Annotated in this window: 17 protein-coding genes and 1 other RNA gene; 10 read left to right on the top strand and 8 right to left on the bottom strand. The window is 57.5% G+C overall.

Annotated elements, in window-relative coordinates; all coding sequences use genetic code 11:
* Positions 1–57 precede the first annotated feature (57 nt).
* Positions 58–540, top strand: coding sequence for an SsrA-binding protein SmpB (smpB, locus tag QR290_RS05135; protein ID WP_007953781.1), 483 nt, complete (start codon positions 58–60; stop codon positions 538–540).
* A gap of 50 nt (positions 541–590) precedes the next feature.
* Here smpB and QR290_RS05130 read toward each other — a convergent pair whose 3' ends face one another.
* Positions 591–1,358, bottom strand: coding sequence for an FCD domain-containing protein (locus QR290_RS05130; protein ID WP_115076501.1), 768 nt, complete (start codon positions 1,356–1,358; stop codon positions 591–593).
* A 262-nt stretch (positions 1,359–1,620) separates the two neighbouring features.
* On the opposite strand from QR290_RS05130, the gene QR290_RS05125 reads away from it, so the two are divergent.
* The 9 genes from QR290_RS05125 (at position 1,621) to QR290_RS05085 (ending at position 13,494) form a co-directional block, all read left to right on the top strand.
* On the top strand, positions 1,621–3,315 hold the full coding sequence (locus tag QR290_RS05125; protein ID WP_289204486.1) for a lactate permease LctP family transporter: 1,695 nt from the start codon (positions 1,621–1,623) through the stop codon (positions 3,313–3,315).
* Between the two features lie 150 nt (positions 3,316–3,465).
* A complete protein-coding gene (locus QR290_RS05120; protein ID WP_289204485.1) occupies positions 3,466–4,290 on the top strand; it encodes a (Fe-S)-binding protein in 825 nt (274 codons plus the stop codon).
* Positions 4,287–5,741, top strand: coding sequence for a LutB/LldF family L-lactate oxidation iron-sulfur protein (locus QR290_RS05115; RefSeq protein ID WP_289204484.1), 1,455 nt, complete (start codon positions 4,287–4,289; stop codon positions 5,739–5,741). The genes QR290_RS05120 and QR290_RS05115 overlap by 4 nt, the downstream gene beginning before the upstream one ends.
* Positions 5,741–6,412, top strand: a complete 672-nt coding sequence (locus QR290_RS05110) for a LutC/YkgG family protein (RefSeq protein ID WP_289204483.1) — start codon at positions 5,741–5,743, stop codon at positions 6,410–6,412. Before QR290_RS05115 ends, QR290_RS05110 begins: the two co-directional genes overlap by 1 nt.
* On the top strand, positions 6,409–9,231 hold the full coding sequence (locus QR290_RS05105; protein WP_289204482.1) for an FAD-binding and (Fe-S)-binding domain-containing protein: 2,823 nt from the start codon (positions 6,409–6,411) through the stop codon (positions 9,229–9,231). The genes QR290_RS05110 and QR290_RS05105 overlap by 4 nt, the downstream gene beginning before the upstream one ends.
* A gap of 129 nt (positions 9,232–9,360) precedes the next feature.
* Positions 9,361–9,639: a hypothetical protein gene (locus QR290_RS05100; protein WP_289204481.1), complete on the top strand. Its 279-nt coding sequence runs from the start codon at positions 9,361–9,363 to the stop codon at positions 9,637–9,639.
* 95 nt (positions 9,640–9,734) lie between these two features.
* Positions 9,735–10,124, top strand: a transfer-messenger RNA (tmRNA) gene (ssrA, locus tag QR290_RS05095).
* Between the two features lie 187 nt (positions 10,125–10,311).
* Positions 10,312–11,568, top strand: a complete 1,257-nt coding sequence (locus QR290_RS05090) for an integrase domain-containing protein (protein WP_289204480.1) — start codon at positions 10,312–10,314, stop codon at positions 11,566–11,568.
* Positions 11,569–12,513: 945 nt separating this feature from the next.
* Entirely contained in the window at positions 12,514–13,494 is a 981-nt protein-coding gene (locus QR290_RS05085; RefSeq protein WP_289204479.1) for an integrase domain-containing protein, read from the top strand.
* A gap of 474 nt (positions 13,495–13,968) precedes the next feature.
* Here QR290_RS05085 and QR290_RS05075 read toward each other — a convergent pair whose 3' ends face one another.
* The 7 genes from QR290_RS05075 to QR290_RS05045 all read right to left on the bottom strand — a co-directional run bounded on the left by QR290_RS05075 (position 13,969) and on the right by QR290_RS05045 (position 23,915).
* The gene (locus QR290_RS05075) at positions 13,969–15,372 is read right to left on the bottom strand and encodes an N-6 DNA methylase (RefSeq protein WP_289204478.1); all 1,404 of its coding nucleotides are present in this window, start codon (positions 15,370–15,372) and stop codon (positions 13,969–13,971) included.
* Between the two features lie 5 nt (positions 15,373–15,377).
* A complete protein-coding gene (locus QR290_RS05070) occupies positions 15,378–15,965 on the bottom strand; it encodes a restriction endonuclease subunit S (RefSeq protein WP_289204477.1) in 588 nt (195 codons plus the stop codon).
* Positions 15,931–16,143, bottom strand: a complete 213-nt coding sequence (locus QR290_RS05065) for a hypothetical protein (protein WP_134063022.1) — start codon at positions 16,141–16,143, stop codon at positions 15,931–15,933. Before QR290_RS05065 ends, QR290_RS05070 begins: the two co-directional genes overlap by 35 nt.
* A 279-nt stretch (positions 16,144–16,422) precedes the next feature.
* Positions 16,423–19,611, bottom strand: coding sequence for a type I restriction endonuclease subunit R (locus QR290_RS05060; RefSeq protein ID WP_289204476.1), 3,189 nt, complete (start codon positions 19,609–19,611; stop codon positions 16,423–16,425).
* Positions 19,612–19,789: 178 nt separating this feature from the next.
* The gene (locus QR290_RS05055) at positions 19,790–20,737 is read right to left on the bottom strand and encodes a GIY-YIG nuclease family protein (protein ID WP_289204475.1); all 948 of its coding nucleotides are present in this window, start codon (positions 20,735–20,737) and stop codon (positions 19,790–19,792) included.
* Positions 20,734–21,999 carry a restriction endonuclease subunit S gene (locus tag QR290_RS05050; RefSeq protein ID WP_289204474.1) on the bottom strand — a complete coding sequence of 422 codons (1,266 nt, stop codon included), beginning with the start codon at positions 21,997–21,999 and terminating at the stop codon, positions 20,734–20,736. Before QR290_RS05050 ends, QR290_RS05055 begins: the two co-directional genes overlap by 4 nt.
* Positions 21,996–23,915, bottom strand: a complete 1,920-nt coding sequence (locus tag QR290_RS05045; RefSeq protein ID WP_289204473.1) for a type I restriction-modification system subunit M — start codon at positions 23,913–23,915, stop codon at positions 21,996–21,998. The genes QR290_RS05050 and QR290_RS05045 overlap by 4 nt, the downstream gene beginning before the upstream one ends.
* Between the last annotated feature and the right edge of the window lie 31 nt (positions 23,916–23,946).

Below are 23,946 nucleotides of genomic sequence, written 5' to 3'. Positions count from 1 at the left end.
CAAGCACGCAGCATCACCGTAGCCGACAGCCGTTTATCTCCATATAATGCCGCCCCTATGGCTAAACAGAAGAAACACCCAACAGGGACCATCGCGCAAAACAAAAAGGCGCGACACGATTACTTCATCGAGCACAAGTTCGAGGCTGGTCTGGTCCTGGCCGGCTGGGAAGTAAAAAGTCTGCGGGCAAGCAAACTGCAACTGGTCGACAGTTACGTGTTGCTCAAGGATGGCGAGGCCTGGTTGCTCGGCAGCCACATCACGCCTCTGATGACCGCCAGCACCCACGTCATTGCCGACCCGGTGCGTACCCGCAAGTTGCTGCTCAACCGCCGCGAACTGGACAAGCTCGCCGCCGCCGTGCAGCAGAAGGGTTACGCCTGCGTGTGCCTGTCCTGGTACTGGAGCAAGCACATGGTCAAGTGCGAGATCGCACTGGGCAAGGGCAAGAAGGAATACGACAAGCGTGATACCGAACGCGAACGCGACGCCGGTCGCGAATTGCAGCGTGCGGTGCGCAACAAGGGCAAGGAAGACTGATTTCTCTGCCTGAATGACCGTTCCCGCGCTCGCCACGGGAACGGTCATGCCTACATCCCTTTGCGTCGCTCGGCGCGAGCCATGCGCTGCACTTCCTGACGCACCTCTTCCAGCACTTCCTGCACATACAGAATGTGTCGGCTGGAAACCTCACGCGCCTGTTCCGCGCGCCCCTCGATAATCGCCAGATACAATTCCCGATGCTGCGTGATCAGCATGTCGCGGGTTTCCGTGCGCTGTTTGTACATGCCACCGATGTTGGTCACCACGTTGCGCTTGAGCAGATCGAACAGCCCGCGAATGGTGTGCAGCAACACCGCGTTGTGACTGGCTTCGGCAATCGCCAGGTGGAATTTCGCATCCGCCGCGCCCTCTTCCGCCCGGCTCACTTCGTCGTGACGCGAGTAGCAATCCTGTAACTCTTCAAACGCAGTCGTCAGCCGCTCGCGGTCCACATCCGTGGCGCGCAATGCTGCGTAATAGGCGCACGATGCCTCCAGCGTGTGGCGAAATTCCAGCAGATCGCGCTGGGCCTCGGGATTGCTTTCCAGCAATTGCAGCAGCGGATCGCTGAACGTCGAACCGAGACTTTCCACGACATAGTTGCCGCCGCCCTGCTTGCTGACCAGCAAGCCCTTGGCCGCGAGTTTCTGAATCGCCTCGCGCAACGACGGCCGGGAAACGCCGAACTGCTCCGCCAGTGCCCGCTCGGCCGGCAGACGTTCGCCGGACTTCAGCGTGCCTTCGAGAATCATCCCTTCCAGTCGCTCGACAATGTCGTCAGACAAACGGCGCTGACGTATCTGATCAAACCCCATCACTCAACTCTCCACCATCCCGACCGCTCGCCGGGCTCTCTATTCTGGCCTATCGACGCTGCGCCGACACCTGCCAGATGACGCCAATTCAACCGGTGCAATCCGACTCGCCGTCCGGTTGTTCGACAAAAGTTTTAGGGCGGCAAATTGACACACCGATATCAAGGCTTTTACCCTAGCCAACAGCGATTGTAAATTGGTCTTACCAATTAACCAAGAACGCTGACAGTGCCTGACCAACAACAATTAGGGGCCACCCCATATGCAAACCTGGCAACAGCTCTACAGCCCGCTCGGCAGTCTCGGCGTGTCCGCACTCGCGGCCGTCATCCCCATCGTTTTCTTCTTCCTCGCCCTGGCGGTATTCCGCCTCAAAGGTCATGTGGCCGGCAGCATCACGCTCGCTCTGGCCATCGCCGTGGCGATCTTCGCGTTCCAGATGCCGGTCGACATGGCGTTCGCCGCCGCCGGATATGGCTTCGCCTATGGTCTGTGGCCGATTGCCTGGATCATTGTGGCGGCGGTGTTCCTGTACAAACTGACGGTCAAGAGCGGTCAGTTCGAGGTCATCCGCAGCTCGGTACTATCGATCACCGATGACCAGCGTCTGCAGGTACTGCTGATCGGTTTCTGCTTCGGCGCCTTCCTCGAAGGTGCCGCCGGTTTCGGCGCGCCAGTGGCGATTACCGCTGCGCTGCTGGTGGGACTCGGCTTCAACCCGTTGTACGCCGCCGGCCTGTGCCTGATTGCCAACACCGCACCGGTTGCGTTCGGCGCATTGGGGATTCCGATCATCGTCGCCGGGCAGGTCACCGGTATCGACGCGTTCAAGATCGGCGCCATGACCGGCCGACAGTTGCCGCTGCTGTCGCTGTTCGTGCCGTTCTGGCTGGTGTTCATGATGGACGGCCTGCGCGGTGTGCGTGAAACCTGGCCGGCGGCGCTGGTCGCAGGCTTGAGCTTCGCCGTCACTCAGTACTTCACTTCGAATTTCATCGGCCCGGAACTGCCGGACATCACGTCGGCCCTGGCCAGCCTGATTTCGCTGACCCTGTTCCTGAAGGTCTGGCAGCCGAAACGTGCCGCCGGCCAGCACATTGCCGGTGCCGTTTCCGCTTCGGTGGTGACTGCCAGCGTCGGCGGTTTCGGCCAGAAGCGCACCACGGTCGCTTCGCCTTACAGCCTCGGGGAAATTTTCAAGGCGTGGTCGCCGTTCCTGATCCTCACCGTGCTGGTGACCATCTGGACCCTCAAGCCCTTCAAGGCCATGTTCGCCGCCGGCGGTTCGATGTACGCCTGGGTGTTCAACTTCGCGATTCCGCACCTGGATCAACTGGTAATCAAGACCGCTCCGATCGTGGCCGCCCCGACTGCAATCCCGGCCGTGTTCAAACTCGACCCGATCTCCGCGACCGGCACGGCGATTTTCTTCTCCGCGCTGATCTCGATGCTGGTGCTGAAGATCAACTTCAAAACTGGTCTGACCACTTTGAATGAGACCTTCTACGAACTGCGCTGGCCGATTCTGTCGATCGGTATGGTGCTGGCGTTTGCCTTCGTCACCAACTATTCCGGCATGTCCTCGACCATGGCTCTGGTGCTTGCAGCAACCGGCGCGGCATTCCCGTTCTTCTCGCCGTTCCTCGGCTGGCTCGGCGTGTTCCTGACCGGTTCCGATACCTCGTCCAACGCCCTGTTCAGTTCACTGCAAGCGACCACCGCACACCAGATCGGGGTCAACGACACCTTGCTGGTGGCGGCCAATACCAGCGGCGGCGTAACCGGCAAGATGATCTCCCCGCAATCGATAGCCGTGGCCTGCGCCGCGACCGGTCTGGTGGGCAAGGAATCCGATCTGTTCCGCTTCACGCTCAAGCACAGCCTATTCTTTGCCACGATCGTCGGTCTGATCACTTTGGCTCAGGCCTACTGGTTCACCGGCATGCTGGTGCATTAAGACTACAAGCGACATGGAAATAACCGACGCCGGCTCGTGATTCCGGCGTCAGCAATTCACAACCCGGTCTGTAAGGCTGCTGAAAGCAACGCGCTCTATATTCGGCAGCCTCAACAGACGGATAACCGGGCCCACCCGGAGACACGCCTGATGAGCGAGCTTTTTTACAACGCTGTGCCCAACGCCACTCGCGTCGCACCGCCACTGCCCGAACCCCGGCAATACCCCAGCGAGAAACCATCGCGGGTCTACCTGTTCGGCACGTGCGTGGTCGACCTGTTTTACCCGGAAGCCGGGATGGACGCGATCCACTTGCTGGAACGCGAAGGCATCCGGGTCGACTACCCGCAAGGGCAGAGCTGCTGCGGACAACCGGCCTACACCTCGGGCTACACCGAGCAGGCAAGGACCGTGGCGCGCTCGCAACTGGCGCTGTTTGCCGGGGACTATCCGGTGGTGGTGCCGTCGGGTTCGTGCGCCGGGATGATCCGCGAGCACTACACCGACTTGTTCAAGGACGAGCCGCAAACGTTGAAACAGGTTCAGGCCCTCGCGGCCCGCACCTATGAGCTGGCCGAGTTTCTGCTGTTCGTCTGCAAGGTGCGGCTCAAAGACAGCGGCGAGCCGGTAAAAGTGGCGCTGCACACCTCGTGTTCGGCGCGACGTGAAATGAACACCCACCTGCACGGCCGCGAGTTGTTGGCGCAGTTGAGCAACGTGGAACGGGTCAACCACGACCATGAAAGCGAATGCTGTGGCTTCGGTGGGACATTCAGCGTCCGTATGCCAGACATTTCCGGCGCGATGGTGGCTGACAAGACCCGGGCGTTGAAGGAATCCGGCGCGCATCAGGTACTCAGTGCCGACTGCGGCTGCTTGATGAACATCAATGGCTCGCTGGAAAAACAGCAGGAAGCGCTGCGCGGGCAACACCTGGCGAGCTTCCTCTGGCAACGAACCGGAGGTGCGCGATGAGCACTTCCACGATTATTCCTACGGTTGCCGTAGAAGAAGACTTCCGCACCCGGGCGCACAACGCCCTGGGCGATTCGCAGTTACGGAACAACTTCCGCACCGCGATGGATTCATTGATGACCAAGCGGGCAGCGGCTTTCAGCGATGCCCACGAAAGAGAACACCTGCGCGAACTGGGCAATGCGATCCGTGCCCGCGCGCTCTCCAAGTTGCCCGACCTGCTCGAGCAACTGGAACAGAACCTGACCCGCAACGGTGTGACAGTGCACTGGGCGGAAACGGTGGACGAGGCCAATGGCATCGTCCTTTCGATCATCCGCGCTCACGAGGCGCGGCAAGTGATCAAGGGCAAATCGATGGTCAGCGAAGAGATGGAGATGAACCATTTCCTCGAGACTCGGGACATTGAATGTCTGGAGTCCGACATGGGGGAGTACATCGTCCAGCTCGACCACGAGAAGCCTTCACACATAATCATGCCGGCAATCCACAAGAATGCCGGTCAGGTCGCGTCCTTGTTCCACGACAAACTTGGCGTGGAATACACCAAGGACGTTGACCAACTCATTCAGATCGGTCGCAGGGTCCTGCGGCAGAAATTCTTCGAAGCGGACATCGGCGTCTCCGGCGTCAACTTCGCCGTGGCCGAAACCGGCACCCTGCTGCTGGTGGAAAACGAAGGCAACGGCCGCATGACCACCACCGTGCCGCCAGTGCACATCGCCGTCACCGGCATCGAAAAAGTCGTGGAAAACCTGCGCGACGTGGTGCCGCTGCTGTCATTGCTGACCCGCTCGGCGCTGGGCATACCGATCACCACTTACGTCAACATGATCTCCGGCCCGCGCAAGGAACATGAACTCGACGGCCCGCAGGAAGTGCATCTGGTGCTGCTCGACAACGGTCGCAGCCAAGCCTTTGCCGACAGCGAACTGCGCCAGACGTTGAACTGCATCCGCTGCGGCGCCTGCATGAATCATTGCCCGGTCTACACCCGCGTCGGCGGCCATACCTACGGCGAGGTCTACCCCGGCCCGATCGGCAAAATCATCACCCCGCACATGGTCGGCCTGGCGAAAGTCCCGGATCACCCGAGTGCGTCTTCGTTATGCGGCGCCTGCGGTGAAGTTTGCCCGGTAAAAATTCCTATCCCTGCGCTGCTGCGTCGCCTACGCGAAGAGAACGTCAAAGCCCCCGACAGTCCTCATCAAGTGATGCGCGGTCAGGGCAGCAAATATTCGCGCAAGGAGCGTTTCATCTGGAACGCATGGGCGAAGCTCAACAGCTCGCCGACTTTGTATCGACTGTTTGCGTTTTTCGCCACGCGCCTGCGCGCGCAGGCGCCGAACAACGTCGGGCCGTGGACGCAGAATCACAGTGCGCCGAAACCCGCCGCCCGCTCATTGCATGACATGGCTCGCGAACACTTGGCCAAACAAGGAGACCGTTGATGAGCGCCAAGCAAAACATCCTCGGCAAGTTACGGAAGAGTCTGACCGGCACCACTCCGATTGCCGACAACTTCGACGTCGATCTGGTGACCCAGCCCTACATCTACAGCGCCGAACAACGGATCCCGCAACTGCGCAAACTGATGGAAGCGGTGCACACCGAAATCCATCTGACTTCCGCTGATGGCTGGCCGGCGCTGCTGGCGCAATTGCTGCGCGACCGCCAGTTGCCGAGCCTGCTGATTGCGCCGACTACACCTCACGGGCAGCGCATCACTCAACACTGGGCGAACAATCCTGATCTGCCGGCGCTGAAGTCCTACGACCGGCCAATGGAAGAGTGGAAAGCCGAGTTGTTCAACGACACCCCGGCCAGCCTCACCGGCACCCTCGGCGCGATTGCCGCCACAGGCAGCCTGATTCTCTGGCCGACCCGCGAAGAACCACGGCTGATGAGCCTCGTACCGCCGGTGCATTTCGCCCTGCTCAAGGCCAGCCAGATCCGCGACAACTTCTATCAGGTGCAGCAGGAATTCGAGTGGGCACAAGGCATGCCGACCAATGCATTGCTGGTCTCCGGCCCGTCTAAAACCGCCGACATCGAACAAGTCCTGGCCTACGGCGCCCACGGCCCGAAAGACCTGGTGGTGTTGATCCTGGAGGACCAATGACCTTACCGGCGACTTTCCTGCGCGATGCGCAAAAACTGATTCCCGCCGAACGGCGTTTCGACGATCCGCTGTCGACCCTGGCCTTCGGCACCGATGCCAGCTTCTACCGGTTGATTCCGAAACTGGTGATCCGCGTCGAATCCGAAGATGAAGTGGTGGCGCTGCTGAAACTGGCCCAGCGCGATCAGGTCCCGGTGACCTTCCGCGCCGCCGGCACCAGCCTGTCCGGCCAGGCGATCAGTGATTCGGTGCTGATCGTGCTTGGGGATAACTGGAACGCCCGGGAGATCCGAGGGCAAGGCACGCAAATCCGCCTGCAACCAGGCGTCATCGGCGCCCAGGCCAATGCATGGCTGGCGCCATTCGGGCGCAAGATCGGCCCGGATCCGGCGTCGATCAACGCCTGCAAGATCGGCGGCATCGTCGCCAACAACGCCAGCGGCATGTGCTGCGGCACCGCGCAAAACACCTATCACACGCTGGCCGGGATTCGTCTGGTGCTGGCCGACGGCACACGTCTCGACACCGAAGATGACGCCAGCGTCGCGGCGTTTCGAGTCAGCCACGGAGAATTGCTCGAACGTCTGGCGAGCTTGGGCCGCGAGACCCGCGCCAATGCCGAACTGGCCGCGCGAATCCGCCACAAATACCGTCTGAAAAATACCACCGGTCTGTCGCTCAACGCCTTGGTGGATTTCGATGAACCTGTGGACATCTTGAGTCACTTGCTGGTGGGCTCCGAAGGCACCCTCGGCTTCATCAGCGCGGTGACTTACGACACGGTGATCGACCACCCGAACAAGGCCTCGGCGCTGATCGTTTTCCCGGACGTCGAGACCTGCTGCAACGCCGTCACCGTGCTGAAAAGCCAACCGGTGTCCGCCGTGGAACTGCTCGACCGCCGCAGTCTGCGCTCGGTGCAGGACAAACCCGGCATGCCAGCTTTCGTACAGCAGCTGTCGAACAATGCCTGCGCGTTATTGATCGAATCCCGCGCCGCCTCTTCCACGTTGCTGCAGGAACAACTGGCGCAGATCATGGCGTCGCTCAGCGCCTTTCCGGTGGAAAAACAGGTCGACTTCACCGAAGACCCGGTCGAAAACGCCCGCCTCTGGGCGATCCGCAAAGACACCTTCCCCGCCGTCGGCGCCGTGCGCAAGACCGGCACCACGGTGATCATCGAAGACGTGACCTTCCCGGTCGAACAGCTGGCCATCGGAGTGAACCGTCTGATCGAGCTGTTCGACAAACATCACTACGACGAAGCGATCCTTTTCGGACACGCGCTGGAAGGCAATCTGCACTTCGTCTTCACCCAAGGCTTCAACAGCCCGGAAGAAGTCGCACGCTATCAGGCGTTCATGGACGACGTGGCGCAACTGGTGGCCGTGGAGTTCGGCGGTTCGCTGAAGGCGGAACACGGCACCGGGCGCAACATGGCGCCCTTCGTCGAACTGGAATGGGGCAGCGACGCCTATCAATTGATGTGGCAGCTCAAACGCCTGCTCGACCCTCAGGGCATTCTCAATCCGGACGTGGTGCTCAGCGAAGACCCGCAGATCCACCTCAAGCACCTGAAACCGCTGCCGGCGGCCGACGAGATTGTGGATAAATGCATCGAGTGCGGTTTCTGCGAGCCGGTCTGCCCCTCGAAAGGCCTGACGCTGAGCCCGCGCCAGCGCATCGTGATTTGGCGCGACATCCAGGCACGAAAGCGCGCCGGAATAGACACCACCGAACTGGAAAAAGCCTACGAGTACCAGGGCATCGATACCTGCGCCGCGACCGGTTTGTGTGCGCAACGCTGCCCTGTAGGCATCAACACCGGCGAGCTGGTGAAAAAGCTTCGCGGCCGTCACGCCACGCATACGAAAACCGCCAACTTGATCGAAGGAAATTTCGCCACCACCCTGCAAGGTGCGCGCTTCACCCTGCATGTGGCCAACGGTGCGCGGATGTTGTTGGGGGCACCGCGGCTGGCGAAGCTTTCGGCGACCCTGACGCGGCTGTCCAAAGGTCAGGTGCCGCTGTGGACCAACGCGATGCCGCAGCCGGAAAAAGCCATTCGCTTCAGCCCGGCTGTCTCAGACGAACGCCCGCGCGTCGTGTATCTGGCGGCCTGCGTCTCACGAGTAATGGGGCCGGCGGCGGGCGACAAGGAGCAGATGTCGCTGTACGACAAAACCCGCAGTCTGCTGGAGAAGGCCGGCTATCAGGTGGTGTTCCCGGACAATCTGGACAACCTCTGCTGCGGTCAGCCTTTCGCGTCCAAGGGCTATGCCGAGCAGGCCGAGCACAAGCGTCAGGAACTGATCGGCGCACTGCTCCAGGCCAGTCGCGGCGGGCTCGATCCGATCTATTGCGACACCAGCCCCTGCACATTGCGACTGGTGCAGGATGTGGGAAATGTTCGCCTGGATCTGTATGACCCTGTGCGATTCATCCGTACGCACCTGATGGACCGGCTCGACTTCACGCCGCAGGAAGCTCCGATTGCCGTTCATGTCACGTGCAGCACTCAGCATCTGGGGGAAAGCCAGGCGCTGATCGACCTCGCGCGCAAATGCAGCAAGAACGTGGTGATCCCGGAAGGTATTCACTGCTGCGGTTTCGCCGGCGACAAGGGCTTCACCACGCCGGAGCTCAACAGTCATTCCCTGCGAACGCTCAAGGATGCGGTGCAACAGTGCAGCGAGGGGATTTCCACAAGCCGCACCTGTGAGATTGGTCTGACGCAACACGGCGGAATCGACTACCACGGTCTGGTGTATCTGGTGGACCGGGTGACCCGTGCCAAAGCCCCCGCAACCGCCGTGTGAAGAAAAATAGAACCCTTGCGAGTGAGCGCAGTCCACAGAACAGGCCCCGAACAATCGGGGCTTTTCCTCCATTCGGTTGCCCGTCCTGACGGCCAGCGAAGTCTGGATCCTCAGCTCAAGGAGATACACATGAAACGTTCTGTACTGTTAGGTCTGTTCGTTACTGCCTCGATGATGGCTTCCACCTCGTTCGCCGCAGATAAGCCTGCTGACTTGTGCGATTCCAACATCCAGACCATCAATAACGCCAAAGGGCAGCTGGCATCGTCGCCAGAACTGAGTCAGCGCGCGGAAACGAGCGTACAAAAGGCTAAGGCGCTCAAGGATCAGGGCAAGATCGATGACTGTGTCGCGGAAACCTCGCAAACCATCATGGAACTGCGCAAATCCACCGGCACCAACAATTGATCCAGGCCCGGCCAACCTTCGGGTTGGCCTTGCGGGCCGTTTGGCGTACACTGCGCGTGCTTGTTGCTCAAACAGATTCACTGAGCAATGAGTTCGGGGCCGTTTAGGATTCGACGCCGGTTGCGAAACTCTAGGTGCATGCCGACTTGGTAACAGAAGTCGTAAATCCACTGTTGCAACTTCTTATAGTTGCCAATGACGACCAATACGGTGCTGCTCTCGCTGCTTAATTGCAGCTGACATGCACTCCTGGTACCTTCGGGTCCAGCAATCATCAGGGGATGTCTGTAAACCCAAAATGATTGTCATATAGAACAGAATCGCCGTGCAGTACGTTGTGGACGAAGCGGCTAAAACTTACACAACTCGCCCAAAGCACCCTGCCCGTCGGGTCGCTGAGGGTTAACTTAATAGACACGGCTACGCATGTAGTACCGACAGCGGAGTACTGGCGGACGGGGGTTCAAATCCCCCCGGCTCCACCAAATGATCAAAAAAAGACGTCCACGGACGTCTTTTTTTGTGCCTGCGATCCAGTAAATACGCGGCCTCCAGCGCTTTTGCGGGCTTCTGAGATTTTTTGAGTTCCAGCCATTCGGGTATTCCAGGCGGTATTCCAGCTCACCCGGTGCTAATCTTTGGAATACCGAATCAGTGCTTGAGGACAATCTCATGCCTGCTCAAAACCTCCGCCTCTCCGATCGACAGCTCAAGGGAGTCAAACCGGCGTCCAAGGATTACGTCCTTACTGACGGTGACGGTTTGCAGCTCCGAGTACGCTGCAACGGCTCGTTGCTGTGGAATTTCATCTACCGCGAACCGGTGACCAAAAAGCGCATCAACATCGGCTTCGGGACCTACCCCGAACTGTCACTGGCGAATGCACGAAAGATGGCAGTCGATGCCCGCGAGCTGCTCGCCCAAGGCATCGATCCGAAGGTGCAGCGCAATACGTTGAATGAAGCCAAACGCGCGGAAACCGAACACACCTTCGAGAACGTGGCCACCGCCTGGTTTGAACTCAAGAAAGACTCGGTCACCCCGGCCTACGCGGAGGACATTTGGCGCTCGCTCACGCTGCACGTGTTCCCCGATTTGAAGACGACACCACTCACCAAAATCACCGCGCCGATGGTGATCGGACTGCTTCGCCCAATCGAAGCGAAAGGCAGCCTGGAGACGGTCAAGCGTCTCAGCCAGCGACTAAACGAGATCATGACCTACGGCGTAAACTCAGGCCTGATCTTCGCCAACCCGCTCAGCGGCATCAGGGCAGTCTTCAAGAAACCCAAGAAAGAGAAAATGGCTGCGCTTCCGCCCGAAGAGCTCTCCGAGCTCATGCTGGAGATCGCGAACGCCAGCATCAAACGCACCACCCGCTGCCTGATCGAGTGGCAGTTGCACACGATGACTCGCCCCGCCGAGGCGGCGACCACTCGCTGGGCAGACATCGACTTTGAAAGGCGTGTCTGGACTATCCCACCGGAGCGGATGAAAAAGCGCCGCCCTCACAGCATCCCGTTGAGTGATCACGCTGTCGCACTGTTGGAGTCACTGAAGACCCACAGCGGCCATCGCGAATACGTCTTCCCGGCAGACAGAAATCCGCGCACGCACGCCAATAGCCAGACCGCCAACATGGCGTTGAAACGCATGGGGTTCCAGGATCGGTTGGTCAGCCACGGCATGCGCTCGATGGCCAGCACCATCTTGAATGAGCATGGGTGGGACCCGGAACTCATTGAGGTCGCACTGGCGCATGTCGACAAGGATGAGGTGCGCAGCGCCTACAATCGAGCAGACTACATCGAACGCAGGCGACCGATGATGGCCTGGTGGAGTGAGTACATCCAGAAGGCCGCCACCGGCAGCCTGCTCGCCTCAGCGTACGGCCAAGTCAGAGACAAGAACGTGGTGCCGATCCGCTAGCTCTGTACAGCGCAAGAATGGCAGCAGCAACATTTGAGCGCTCAAGATTCGGAGCAGGCAGCCTCGCTTATCCGCTTTTGAACACGGGTCCATCCAAACAGGGCTGCAAAGCCGCCCTGTTTGGATGGACCTCACTTTGAAGAGCTAAAAGCCACGACGTTGTCCGGGATTTACCACGGAATTCCATCGATGGATAACCGTTTTTCACGTCCCCAAGAGCGCTGAATTTCGACCCTTGACCGGGTTTATCCACAGGCGTAGAACTGGCCGTGCAAACGCTGTCGATGACAGCACCCCAGGTGACCCGAACCTTAAAGGTCACGCCGCTCCCGCGGTGGTTCTCCCCAAGGGCGATTCGCATCCGGCAGCTCGCCCGGTCACCTCCCCGGTGATGGATGCTCTTACACATATAGCGCTCGTGCGCCAGATATACCGTACCTCGCTGCCCTGCAGCAACCTATCCGCTTGGCCGAATATTGCGCCAACCTGTGCCCGTCTCTTTCTTCTGGAAAGAGACGGGCACCTCTACCACTGCTGCAGCCCTGATCGCACAAGGCTTTGCGGCATTCCCCCTCGTGACAATCGGCGTGACAAACGCCGATGTCACCAGCAACAGCGCTGTAGATGATGGTGCCGCAGACCAAGGAATGGACTGCACCTGACTGACAGTCAGGTATGCCCCGGTCATCGCATTGCTGCTTGCACATGGCTCAGGATCTTCAGGCGCTGGTCTCGTCAGCCAGTGCTGCCTCCACCCGCCCACCGGCAACGGTGTACAGGAGGCCAGATCATGAGATGCCCTTGCTCCCGGACGTAAGGAGCCGCCAGTCCCGCGAAGAGGACATTCTCCACAGGTCGCAGGGGCCTTGATCCCTGATAACACTCAACATTCTTGGTGGGATGACGTGGGGCAAGGATCGGAGATCGGAAGATGAGGTGACCGACATGGCATTGGTGGGTAGACGCGATGGCCGCAATTTCGGCTACGGCAGGCAACTGAGCTATGCAGGGCCGCAGGCGTTGAAAGACATGTTCGGCGGTGGCCACTACGGCACGGTCAAGGCGCACTGTGATCGGTGGCTAGCATTCGTGAAGTGGTGCCGCTCCGAACAGGGGCCCGGGATCAACGATGCGCGGCAGATTGATCGGAAGGTGTTGGCCGACTATGCGGCGTATCTGCGCGAAGTGGTTGGGCGCGGTGACCTCGCCGTCAGCACCGCACAAAACCGGCTATCCAGCGTTAACAGGACCATGGCGGCGCTTCGCGGTGATCAGTACGTGAAGTTGTCAAGTTCGAGCAAGGCGTTGGGTATGCAGCGCACCAGGGTTCGCCAGTCGTTGCCGCAAGGGCAGGATCGCGCGCAGGTGCAGCAGATTGTCGATGTGCTTTGTGATCGTGAACAGCTACGCGCGGCGGCGATGATTCAGATGGCACGTGCCACTGGGATGCGGTTGCGCGAGACGATATTGGCTGATTTGCCCAGATTGATCCGTGAGGCTGACAGGCTCGGCAAGATCAATATCCAGGAGGGCACGAAAGGCCGCCGAGGTGGTGCTTCGGCGCCACGCTGGATTGCGGTGGATGAACATATTCGCGATGCACTGAGGTTTGCGGCAAAGGTGTCGCCGAAGGGTAGCCGTAACATGGTCGCGCCAAGCGAAAGCTATGCGAACGTATTGCAACGAGTAGCCGGGGCATCGCGGGGCGTCCTGCATAAAAACGCCCTGAAAGGGTTTCATGAGTTGCGCGCGGCGTATGCCTGTGAGCGGTACGAGCAGATTACCCAACATCCTGCACCGATTAACGGTGGTCATTGCTATGCCATCGATCCGCGCCTCGACCGTGAGGCTCGCATACAGATCAGCTATGAGCTAGGGCATGGCCGGATTGAGGTAGTCGCTGCCTACATCGGGGGACGGATATGACCAAGGCATTTGATATGGAGGTGTTCTTGGCTGCCGCGCTGACTGGGTCTCACGCGACGCGGCAGCGACACTTGCGCCAAGCGAAGATGATCCAGGCTGCAATCGTACAGCGATGGCAATGCGAGTCGCCTTGGAGATGGAAACGGAAGCATCTAGCTTGGTTTCTCAAACATAGCCTGAAACATCGCGGTGAGGGCACACGATATTACTATCTGCTCACTGTTCGACTGATCACCCGACGCCTGGATACGTCATGGGTTTTCGATCTTTGAAAAGAGATAGGGCCTCCGCTGCGAGCGGCTGCCAGAATCGGCCAGGCAAGCACACCGCGACAGATCCGCAATTACTCTCTCCAGATTACTACCTGAAATCAAAGTTTGAAGTTGCCACTTCAAACCCACGGGAAACGTCGGATTAGTAAAATACTCCCCCGGTTCAACCCCCGCGCTGCAAGCAACAAACCCACGCTTTAATCTAATCAGTATTGTCTCGACTCAACAACAATCTCATCTCCTGCTGTAATACGCTTAGCTCGAACTGCAATTTTTCTTGTCGCTCCAATAGTGTAGCCACAGACTCCACTCCCACTACGGCAGGAGGGGCTACATATCTAGAAACCGTCAAATTCCAGTCGCTCTCTTCCAAATCCTTAACAGGAACACAACAAGCAACACCATCAACAGCTTTTCGCTCTGCATACAAGCTTACAATTTTATCTATCGCGTCTCCCCCCAAACGATTCAGGCGTTGACTTCTCGAAAAGTAACTTGACCCATCAATAAAAAGCACATCTCTAGATACCGAAGATTTCCTCATTATCAAGATATTCGCCGGTACGGCAGTACCATAAAATGACATTGGAGGAATTGAAATAATGGCATCCACATTATTCTCTAACAGCATCTTCCTTCTAATCTCCCTCTCTACTCCCCCTCTGAATAAAACCCCCATAGGCACAACCATTGCTGCTCGACCATTCTCATTCAAACTGAAAAGGACATTCTGGATAAATGCAAAATCCGCATTAGCTTGAGGAGGCAACCCATAGCGCAGAAAGTCAACGGATCTTTCGCCATCCCAATGTCGAAGCGAAAAAGGCGGATTTGCTAAAGCCAAATCAAACTTTCCGTAAACCTTCTCTTCATAATCCATACGGGCTAGCGCATCACAAACCTCTATACTATCCACACTAATTCCGTGGACATAAGCATTTGCCATCGCTATAAAAGCTGTCTCAGCAGACCTTTCTCGACCTAAAACATACAGCCAATTCCTTTCCGATGACTCCTTGACTTTATTGATAGCTCCTATCAAAAACTCTCCGGAGCCACATACCGGATCATATAGCTTTTCTCCACTTTTAGGATCGAGAAGCTGGACCATCAAATTAACTATTCCATCAGGAGTAAAGAAATATCCTCCCTTATTAGAATTCCGCTCAGCCAACTCTACCAAGAACCACTCAAAAAATGAGGCCAACCCATCTTCGCAATTACACTCATCAAAAGAAAAACACCTAAACTCATCCCAGAGCCTAACCAACTCATTCCTTTCCGACAAATCAGAATTGAAGACAGGCTGTACTTCACTCCAAATACTTAGAATGGACTCTGAGAAAAACGAACTTGAATTTCTTTCAACTACGTGCGCGACAACTGATGCCAACGACTCCACATTGCACAACTCATCAAGATCTGAGTCTTTAATCAAGCCCTCTCTCGCCTGAACACTCCGCTCCTCTTTGAGTAGATCAAGCGTTTTCTTGCAGACCATAAAGAGCAATAAAACCTTTGCCGCGTCCAGATCCGTTCCTCTCAGGCGCATACGCTCAATACTTTCCAGCACAAACGCTTTCAAACCAGCAAACGAAGTACCCATATTTATCAGTTTCCACCTAACATTTCGTGCGCAGCACTTGCCACCATACTCTCTCCATTAACAATCAACTCACGCAATGTAGCCCTCTGCGCACACCAATTATGATAAATCTCAACTATTTGCTTTTGTTTTTTCACGCTTGGAACTGGCACCGATATTTCAAGCAAATTCTTAACACTTATATTTGGTATACTTGCGGAGGTTCGTATGGATTCAAGTAAAACACTCCCCTCAGCTGAATTAAAAAACCAATGGAGGTACTCCAAACTTACCCCTCCATCCTGCCTGGGGCGAATTATGGCGACTTGGTTTGTTGTGGTGACATTACCGCTCCCCCCTCTAAACACCATGGCTTCAGTTCGCGTACCTCTTAGCGGCAATAGCAAATCTCCGGCCAGGAGTTTAACCTTCAATTTAGATGGCTCGATATCAGCATAAGGGAGGGAAGTTATATCATTCAGCTCCCCCTCCCGGACGTCCTTTATCTGAATCAACCTAATGCCACTTTCGGGGCTGTCTGTCTCCGCTCGCTCCCGAAAAGTCTGACCTAATGAGACATCAGCGATATGAGAGAGTGTTTTTTTCGCCACCATTAATTAACTTCCCATGTTCAAATTTTTTTATATCTACTTTCAGGCTTCTAGTTTCACTGCCATCAGCATTTACCTGCCACGAACGATTGAAGCCGACCTCGATATTGGGGCTGAGAGCAAGGTAGACCACAAGGGAAAGATACGTCGGGGGTGCTAATTTCAATCGTTTTCGTTTCATTCAATCTCCTTGCGTGTCTGCCAATATTCAATTCGATCCGTCGCGGGCGCAGAATGCGATCATACTGCAGCCGGCTTGGAGACCATGCTAAGGGAATGGAAACGGGACGTCAATGCAGTATTGTCGCATTCTGCATTTTTTACACGAAAAGGTCAGCTTGAAGAGACAAGCCTTACGAGATGGAATGCACCCTACCTAACCCAGAGGGGCGTCCAGCGATTCGACAGCAAATAGCTTTCAAAGCCGCTTGCCCCCTCAGGGTTGAGGGCTAGCCGATCTCTACATAGTCGGCCTCGCTAGGTCAAAGAGCTCTGCCCCAGGATCTTTCTTCAACAGCTCGTATACCACCGTCAGAAACACCTCGCGCGTCGACTCATCGCTGAGCAGCTTGGTCGCCATACTAGTGTGGCTGCTCATGGCGGCAGCGATGGCAGAGATGGCTTTTGAAGGCAGGTCCGCCTTCATGGTCTGTTCCATCGTGTTGTTCTGCACTTGGGCCATTACCACGCTGTCAGCGCGCAGCTTCTCGGATACGTGCACCGCGAAGGCCACCTGGTCAGTGTCGGTAATGTCCTTGCCGAAGGAGTTGTTGAGCTTCTCAATCAGCTCGGCGAGGTATTTTTTCTCGCGGTCGCGGGCGTCGCGCAGGCCGTTATCAGTCATACCATAGAGGCCAGGTGTTTCACCCAGGACGGCGACGCCACTGAGGTTACTGCCCTTTTTGATCTTGTAGTGGCTGAGTTTGAGGTCACCCAGATCCACCTGTTCGGCGGTGATGCCTTTGAGCCGCTTACGCAGTAGGCGAGCATAGCTGGCGAAGGCTTCCAGGCTCGGGTCGCCGAAGTCGATCAACTGGGCGATGTACTCATAGCTGCGCACGAACTTGGTCAGGCTCTCACTGAAGATCATCAGCTCGTCGCGCTCCTTGCAATATTCCGAACGCTGCACATCGGCGTATTCCATGTCCTTGTCGCGACCCTCGTCATGGGCCTTCTCCCAGGCTTTCTCCCATTGGTCGATGGCATCGTTGAGCGTCTTCAACTTTCCGTTGAAGCGGTCGGTGGCCGACTGAGTAAGCGAGAACAGCTTCTGGTGCGTCACCTTCGGATCGACGATGGCATCACCGAAAGCCTCCACCTCAGCCTGCTCATAGATGAACATGCCATCCAAGCGCTGCTTGATGTCATAGACGATGTTCGGATCCTGGATGTCCGCCACCTGAGCATCACGATAGAAGGTCTTGAATGACGCCAGTATTTCGTCGGCCTTGTTAGCGAAGTCGATGACGAAGGTCTTGTCCTTCCCAGGGAAGGTACGGTTCAGACGCGAGAGGGTCTGCACGGCCTCCACACCGGATATTTTTTTGTCCAGGTACATGGCAACCAACTTGGGCTGGTCGAAGCCGGTCTGGTACTTGTTGGCGACGATCATCACCCGGTAGTCCGGAGTGTCGAACACCTTGCGCATATCGCGGCCATGCAGGCCGGGGTTCAGGTTAGTTTCACTGAATTGGTGATCCTTGGGCAGGCTGGCCGCTTCCACATCCGTATTAGGCACCTCACCTGAGAAGGCCACCATCGCCAGCACGTTGTCATAGCCCTTGCGCTTGCAGTAATCCTCCAGCGCCAGGTGATACTTCACCGCTGCAGCACGCGAGCTGGTCACCACCATGGCCTTGGCCTGGCCACCGAGCAGGTGCGCGACGTTCTTGCGGAAGTGCTCGACGATCAGCTCAACCTTCTGTCCCACATTCACCGGGTTGAGCGACAGCCACTTGGCCAATTTACGCCCGGCGCTCTTCTCGTCCACGCGCTTGTCATCGACCATCTCGCTGCCAATTTTGAACGCCACCTCGTAGCTGGTGTAGTTCTTCAGCACATCGAGGATGAAGCCTTCGTCGATCGCCTGCTGCATCGTGTAGAGGTGGAACGGTGCCGGCGGGTTGTCGGTGCTGACGGACTGCGCCGGATTGCGCGGGCGACCGAACAGGCTCAGCGTCGAATGCTTGGGCGTGGCGGTGAAGGCGAAGTAGCTGGCATTGCCTGGACGCGAGCGCGAGCTCTGCCACACGGACAACCGCTCCGCCTTGGAGAGTTTCTCCCACTCCGCCTCGCTCTGCCCGGTCAGTACATAACGCAGGTCATCCGCCGTGCTGCCCCCGGTGGAGCTGTGCGCCTCGTCGATGATGATGGCAAAACGACGATTACGCAGGCTCTGCTCGCCGAGGATGGCCTTCTGCGCATAGGGGAACGTCTGTAGGGTACAAACGATAATTGGCACACCATCGAGCATGGCCTTGGCCAACTGCTGGCTCTTGGGCAGATTCGACTGTTGGCGGTCGATGGCGCATACCACGCCAGCTTGGTGCTCGATCTGTTGGATGGCATCCTGCAACTGCTGGTCAAGCACCTGGCGGTCGGTTACCACGATCACGCTGTGGAAATACGGCTCACCGTCCGGACGGCGCACACGAATCAGCGAATGCGCGGTCCAAGCGATGGTATTGGTCTTGCCCGAGCCGGCGCTGTGCTGGATCAGATACGGTTGCCCTGCCCCTTCTACCCGCACCGCGTCGATCATCCTCGTCACACCCTCCCACTGGTGGAAGCGCGGGAAGATCAGGCCTTCCTTGAAGTAGGTTTTACCGTTGACGTCCTGGGCCTCCTTACGCTCCTGAAGCACTAAGCGGTGGAAGATATGCAGCCAGTTGTCCTTCTGCAGCACGCGCTCCCAGAAGTAGCTCACCGGGTAGCTAGCGTTGTCGCCCGGCGGGTTGCCGGCGGCGCCATCGTTGCCCCGGTTGAACGGCAGGAAGAAGGTCGAGTCGCCGGTCAGCTTGGTGGTCATGCGTATGTCGCTATCGCTCATGGCGAAATGCACCACCGCGCCACGCTTGAAGGTGAGCAGCGGCTCCAGGCCACCGCTCTTGCGCTCAGGACGGCGGTCCATGCAGTACTGCTGCATGGCGGCCTGGACTGACTGGGTGAAATCGGTCTTCAACTCCACCGTGGCCACCGGGATACCGTTGATGAAGAAGGCCAGATCGATTTCGTCGGCCTTGTCCAACGAGTAACGCAGCTGCGGCACTACGCGCAAACGGTTCGCCGCATAAAGGGCGATCACCGTGCCATTACGCGCGTCTTCGGGTAGCGCCTGGCTCATGGCTAGGATACCGCCGCCGGCCACGGCAAAGCCGTAGCGCAGCACATTTACAGTCCCGCCTTCGACCTTATTCTCCAGTTGCCTGATCAGTCGGTCCAGCACCACATCGCGCGTGCCTACACCATTCATTGCTAGGATCTTAGCCATAGCCTGCGGCTGACTGTCCTCCAGCCAACCCAGCACATCGTCAGGGACTAGCGCCCGCCGTTGGTCATAGTCTGCAGACTTACCAACCAGCCAGCCGGCAGTTTCAAGCTGCTCGACGATATGGCGTTCCAGTTCGCACTCGTGGTGGATATGACTCATCGTTTCGTCCTTCAACGTCGCGGCCATCCTTGGGAACGGCCCATCAAATAATGTCTATCGGGCGTATTTACTGATACAGCCGGGGGGCAGATCCACTCACACTCGTTGTAGATACCGCCAGTCAAGCCCGTAATTTGGTGGCACCACCAACATCAACTCCTGCGGCTGCTTCAGCTTATTAATCGAGCGACTCGGTTTCTGGCTTCACATCAATAACGTTCAGTTGGCTGTCCTGCCAGGCGGCATAAGTTTCGCCACTACCCTCGACGAACCAAGCGGTTCGACCACTGGCTGCACGCCCACACACAACCGCTGCTGCGGCACTCGGGCTACTGAAGGCATAGTCGTCCTTAAACATCAGGTACTCACTTCCGTCACTGACAATCACACCATCACTCACCAACTGCTGGTACAGATTCCGGTAGTTGTGATCCGCAGTTCCTACCCACTGAGAGCGAGCCCGTGCTCCCTTCAGTACGAAGAACTCACCATCGACCTCTTGCGCCAGCGCGCGCTCCTTGCTCTTTGGAAGCTGTAATACAAAACGCGGCGACTGACTAATCGGTTGCTCGACGAGTGCCATAACAAGCTTGGAGGGTTTGATCAGCTCGCGCAGGAAGTCGAAGCCCAGCACAGGTAGCACGATGCGAATCTGCTCAAGGAAAAACGCCATGTCAGCGCGGTCTGACTCAGGCAGGTTGGTGTAGCTATGCGCTGTGCCATTGCCTACTACACAGCGACCGGCTTGACTGGCGATCTGGATAAGCTGGCTCTCCAGATACTTGGCATGGGCCTTGGTCAGGTTCTGGTCCTTGCTGGTAATAAGGCACACACGCTCCCAGAAGTCCTTGCCACCCTGCTCTTGCGGCCGGTTATGTTGCTTCAACCGCTGGGCCACATCATCAGACTCGCCGATATACACCCGGGTCCGTAGGCTGTCGTCCGGGTCGGGGCCGACAAGAAAATACACGCCGGTTCGCGCGCATTCAGGACGCTGCACCAGCTCGGCCAATTTGGAGCGTGGGCCGGTCAGCACATGACCGGTCCAATTCATGATCTCAGCGGTGAGCAGGCCATTGGGCGTGCCGTCCACCAGAAACAGACGCAGACTACGACCCTGGCTCATTCGGTCTCTCTCAAATCGATCTGTCCAGTGACTGCAGCTGTGATCAGAGCGGAACGGCGTTCTTTTAGGAGTTCGATGCTACGCTCGGTTTTATCAATGACCATCTTGAAACGACCAAGCTGGCCACCCAACGCATTGACGATATCTCGCTGCTCATCAAGTGGTGGGCGAGCAAGTCGAATAGCCTCGATATCTGGCATGTAAATAGTCTTGTGGGTCGATCCCATCATCAAGCGATCGAAATCCGGTTTCATGCCCAGCAGTACGTAATAGAGGTACTCGTTAAATAGCTCACTAGTACATGTCCACACTGCGAAATCTTGGGAGGTTGCCATGTCGACCGCCATGATGCCCGGGAAGCCCACAGATGCAGTCCGGGATAAGAATACGGAGCCGGCAGGCAGCAAACGGGCCGATGAATTATCCAGGCCTAGCTGACTGACTTTTTCAGAGGTCTCCGACACATACTTCTGCTCGCCACTACGAACCTGCCAGACATCTGCGAGCGTGAACCATGGGACATTGCAGTCGACCCAGTACTCTGGCTTCGAGCGACTTGGTGTGTGGCCTGACTCCAACCGAGCTGTATGTCTTAATTGCAAAACATTCCAATGCTCCGGCACCTCTCCTAGCCACTCCACACCGGATTCTTTCATCTTCACATCGGGATCAAGGCCTTTAGTGACGGCCCTTATGATCAGCGCCTGGCGCTTTTCGCGCAGCAGTTCGATGAAGCGGGTTTTCTTTTCAATTAGCGCATCGATGTGAGCAGCTTCGCGACCCACATATACAGCGATGATCTGACGCTCACTTTCCGGCGGCACAGGCAGAAACAAATCGGTTATGCGCTCTACTGCCAAACCAGGCTGAGCAGACGATATCGAGTACTGGCCTAGATTCATTGCACGCAACAGTTCGCCTAACCAGCGAACGGCAGTGGGTATATAAGGTGAAACGACTACAGCATGCTCCGAAGCCCAGAACTTGCCGTCGGCATAATTGATGTTCCCGCATAGCGCGCCCTGTCGTCCCACGAGGGCGTAGGCTCCTTCATGAGTAAAAGCTGCGCAGTATCCGCGAAGGCCGTTTCCACCATAAACAGGGTATTCACCCTCTTCTTCGATTGTCTCGCTCGTAATGAAGTCGCCGCTCTGTAACGATGCCAGCCATTTGAGCTTTCTAACATCCCAATGCTCCGGCACCATCCCCAACCACTCCACCCCGGAGTCCTTGTAAGCCGGATAAGGCTTATAATGGCTCATGCCGTCACCTCGCCCAACAACTCGGCGATCTCGGCCTCCACGGCATTGAGGTCGGCATCGATCTCGGCCAGAGGACGCGGTGGCTGGTAGACGTAGAAGTAACGGTTGAAGTTGATCTCGTATCCGACGATGCCAACCTGGCCGTCTTTCGCATCCGTCTTGCCGGTGTCGATCCAAGCATCCGGCACATGGGGCATCACTTCACGGGCGAAGTAGTCGTCGATGCCCTGGCTCAGCGGCACGTTCTCGAACTCGCGCAGGTCGCTGTCGGACTGCACATTGCCCTTGTCGTCCACTACCTGCTGGGCATTGGCGTCGCGCTCGCCAAAGCAGGCCAGCGCGGCTTTTAGCGCGCCCTTGCCGATTTTCTTGATGCCGGCAGCCTCTAGGAAGGCCGGCAGGTTGTCAAAATCGCCCTGCACATTGGCAAACGCCTCGAGCTGATCCGCGCCTTTGGTGTTCCGATAAGCGGCGAGTTTTTCTGGAGTGACCGAGAAGCGCAGGCGCAGCGGACGCTCGACGGTGATACGGCGATAACCGAAGTCGGTCGTGGCGAAAATTTTGCAATTCGGCTCTTCCTTGAAGGCCTCGTGAAGCTTCGCGATCTCGGTGATCTGCTCGTCAGACAGGTACTTGCGCTTGCTGCCCAGGCTCTTGCGCATCGGCGCGTGCATGTTGCAGGCGTCGATCAGTTGCACTTTGCCTTTTCGCAATCCGTCCTTGTGGTTGGACAGCACCCAAATATAAGTGCCGATACCGGTGTTGTAGAACAGATCTGTGGGCAGGGCGACGATCGCTTCCAACCAATCGTTCTCAAGAATCCAGCGGCGAATCTCCGACTCGCCCGAACCAGCACCACCGTTGAACAGCGGCGAGCCAGACAACACGATGCCGATGCGGCTGCCGCCCAGCTCAATCGGTTTGCGCTTGGATAGCAGGTGCATGAGGAATAGCAGCGAACCATCGCCCACGCGCGGTAGGCCGGCGCCGAAGCGGCCAGCGAAGCCTTGCTGGCTGTGCTCGGCCTGTACCTGCCTCTGGACGTTCTCCCACTTCACGCCGAACGGCGGGTTGGCCAGGCAGTAGTCGAACTGCTCATGGGGCAGGTGATCGTCAGACAGAGTGTTGCCGAGCTTGATGTTACGGGTGTCATAGCCCTGGATCAGCTTGTCCGCCACGGAAATGGCGTAGGTTTCCGGGTTCAGCTCTTGGGCGTAGGGCACCAAGCGGGCATTGGGGTTCCATTCGTAGACCTGCTCGATGGCCGAAGACAAAAAGCCGCCCGTGCCGGCGGCACAGTCGTACACGGTGCGCACCACACCATCGCCGTTGAGTGCCTGATGATCCGGCGCAAACACCAGGGTGGTGGCAAGGCGCACCACATCCCGCGGCGTAAAGTACTGTCCAGCATCATCGTTGGATGACTCGGCAAATTTGCGGATCAAGTGCTCGAAGACGAGCCCCATTTCGTGATTGCTGATCTTGTCCGGATGCAAGTCGACTGCTGCAAACTTCTGCGTGACCAGGTAGAGCAGGTTGGCTTTCTCCAAACTCTCGAGCCACCGGTCAAAGGCGAAATGCTCGAACACCTGGCGGGCGTTGGCGGAGAACTTGGCGATGTAGTCTTCCAGGTTGGCGCGGGTGCTGGTAGAGCCCACGCTGTCCAGGGAAAACTGCGAGACGTTGTAGAAGGTTGCACCTGCCGTGGTCGGCAAGATCAGGTCCATATCAACGCCACTGGCCTTCATCGCCTCATACTGGCTGCGTACCTTGCCGCGAGTGGGTTCCAGCACACATTCCAGACGACGCAGCACGGTGAACGGAAGGATGATGCGGCCGTACTCGGAGGGTTTGAAGGCTCCCAGAAGCAGATCTGCGATATTCCAGATGAAGGGGGCCAGGGTCTGCTGGTTCACGCGCACGTTCCTTACACAGAAGCAGGGAGGG

This window comes from Pseudomonas fluorescens (genome assembly GCF_030344995.1).
GTDB lineage: Bacteria > Pseudomonadota > Gammaproteobacteria > Pseudomonadales > Pseudomonadaceae > Aquipseudomonas > Aquipseudomonas fluorescens_BF.
The sequence above is the reverse complement of the archived record's forward strand: the minus strand, read 5'-3'. Positions and strand labels throughout refer to the sequence as shown.